1 protein-coding gene is annotated in these 2646 nt (G+C 71.1%); it reads left to right on the top strand.

The window, feature by feature from the left end:
• Positions 1-151: 151 nt before the first annotated feature.
• The gene (locus ACFVWU_RS44675) at positions 152-685 is read left to right on the top strand and encodes a hypothetical protein (protein ID WP_387632418.1); all 534 of its coding nucleotides are present in this window, start codon (positions 152-154) and stop codon (positions 683-685) included.
• The last annotated feature ends 1961 nt before the right edge of the window (positions 686-2646 follow it).

Below are 2646 nucleotides of genomic sequence, written 5' to 3'. Positions count from 1 at the left end.
GCGCGACACCCGACACCACCCGCCCAGGGCAGCTTCCCGCTCCAGCACGCTGCCACCGCCGGCGTCATGGTGCGGTGGTTCGGTTTCGCCGGGCGTCCGCGCCCTGCATACGTTCTTCGAATTGCGCGTCAGCGGTACTGAGGGGGACATCATGCGACCTGACTTCGTCACGGTCCTGGGCACCGGATCCGTGGCGCGCAGCGTCGCCAACCGCCTGGCCAACGCCGACTTCACGACCAGCACCCCGCAGACCGGCGGGACCCACGTGCTCGTGACCGCGTTCGCCGTCGCGGAGCCCAGCCCGCACATCTTCGAGGAGACCCGCCGCGTCCTCGCCGCGATGGCGCCCGGTAGCTGGTGGATCGACATGACCTACCACCCGCTACGGACCGACGACCTGTTGGTCCCGCCGGAGGATCTCGCCCGGGTGACACGGGTGCGCGTGCCGGTCACCGACGTGCGCGGCGTGCTGGTGGCCAGTCCACCTGTCGACCTGGACCTTCGCAGCCGACAGGTCTGCGACGCCATCCTGAGGGTCGCCGACCTCGTCCTGCCCACGCAGACCCCCGAGTTCCCGATCGCCTCGCTCGACTTCGGCCTCGCCGAGCCGCCCGCCCCGGCACACCACCAGCGACCGGTCGGGCACGAGCCGCCGGCTGCCGCGCAGGCGCGCACCCGCTCCTGATAGCGCCACCCCTGACCCGTTCTTACCCGGGAGGTGCGGCAGGGCGCTGACCTGCGGTGGGGAGTTCCGCCCCCGGGGCGGTGAGTTTCGCCCCAGGCCGCTAACGACCCGGTCGGGGAACGCGGCTTCGGCGCGTCTGCGGGCCCGGTAGGCGGCCTGTCGGCAGGGACGCGGGCCGCGGGCAGTACCGGCGACCCCACCCGCGCGGCCGACGCCCGTGCCGTGGCGGGCCCACTGGAGGTGTGACCTGTTGGCGCCGGTGGGGTGTTTTTGCCTGTTTTAGGCGTTTCTCCCTTGGTCGGTCGGACCTATAGGCGGGGTTCGGTTGGGTGTGGGGTGGGTTGGCGGGTGTGTGACTGGGGGCGGGTTTGGTTGCTGTGTGTGTTCGCCGCGGGCATGCCATGTCCGGGGCAGGGGTGGTTTCGGGGACGGGGAATTCGGTATTGTTTCCCGCTGTTTTCTGCGCCGTTTTCCGATGCCGTTTCACGGTGGTTTTCCGGTGTCTTTTTGACGTGCGGGTGGCGGGTTTTCGGTGGTGCCGTTCGGGTGTCCGCCAGTGTGGCCCGAGGCGGCCTTGGTGTGTCCTTGGTGCGGCTCTTCCCGGTGGCGCCGTCCTGGTCGGCCGCCAGGCCGTCCCGCTGCGCCTCGGGGGCCGGTCCCCGGCCGGGGACCGCCAGGCCGCGGTTCGACGTCCTGGTCGTCCTGGCCGCCGCCCCGTCGCGTCCACCTCGGCCACCGCTCCACCCTCGGCGCACCGCGCCGCGCACCTCGGCGTACCGCGCCGCACCCCCACCAGCCGGCACCCGCTGCCCCCGTGCCGCCGCAGGCGGTACCGCAGCCCACCTCCTGAGGGGCCGCCAGGCCTCGCCACGACCCCGCCCCGCCCCGGGAACTCCCTCACTACCCAAGACCGTGCTGCGCCCCTTTTTCCGGTGGCGCCGCAGGCGACACCCACCCGCCATTCCCGAGGGGCCGCCAGGCCCCGACCCCTGCCAAAGCCCCGCTCCTTTCCCCGGAGTTCCTGCACCGTGCTGCGCTTCGCCGTTCGGTGTCGCATTCAAGGGAGGGACGACGGGTAATCTGGTGCATTGATGTCTGGTGGTGGCGGAGAGAATGTCGCCAGACCGGTGATGGGATTCCGTCAGGGTTTTCAACGGAACGGGGAGGCGGGTTTGGTGGTGTCATCCTCGCGCGTCCTTGACGGGGAGATTCGGTGACATCCCCGTCATTCTGAGGCCCCCGTGCTGCGCCTTCTCCGGGCCGTTTCGGCGGGGTGTGGTGGTGACGGCCGGGGGCGGTTTCCCGGGCCGTCCCTTGGCCCGATTTGGGGCAGGGGTGTGGGGGTCGGGTCCGTGACAGCTCTTGCATTTTCGTCACCTTGCCCCGTGCCCGGGGCGAGAGGCCTAGGGAGGACTGCCTGGGAGCGCCTCGCTCCGGGGTCGGGGGAGGGCCCGGCGTGTGGGGCCCGGCAGGGCCCCGGATGGGGGTGTGGCGCTGCCGCCGGGAATTTGCGCCACATCGTCAACGGGATGGCGCGCCGGATATCGGCCTCCCCGTCAGGGGAGGGCCCTCTACCGGAAATTCGCGCCACATCGTCAACGGCGGGGCCCGGCCCGTGGGGAGCGGGCCGCTACCGGAAATTCGCGTCACATCGTCAACGGGGTGGGGTGCCAGAGGGGAAGGGGGCTGCTACCCGAAATTCGCGCCACATCGTCAACGCCCGCCAGGGTGGGCCGCAAGTCCCGCCCAGTTGATGCCCCGCCAGGGGCCAAAGCCCCGCCCGCCAATTCGCCGCAGACGAATGGACACCAGCCACCCCGCCCGGCGCAGCCGGGCCCCGAGGCGCAGCCTCGGGGCACCACGCACGGTGACGCCGCCAGGCGTCACCCCCGCACCTGGCGGTGCGTCAGCACCCTGTCTATTATAAACAAATGAAGCAGCCGACGATTTAGGGAGTTTAG

Source organism: Kitasatospora sp. NPDC058190 (genome assembly GCF_042883685.1).
In the GTDB taxonomy this organism is placed as follows: Bacteria; Actinomycetota; Actinomycetes; order Streptomycetales; family Streptomycetaceae; genus Kitasatospora.
This window is presented reverse-complemented; position numbering and strand designations above follow the sequence as displayed.

Coding starts and splice junctions, on each gene's coding strand:
- ACFVWU_RS44675 (WP_387632418.1), top strand. CDS start 152: ATGCGACCTGACTTCGTCACGGTCCTGGGCACCGGATCCGTGGCGCGC.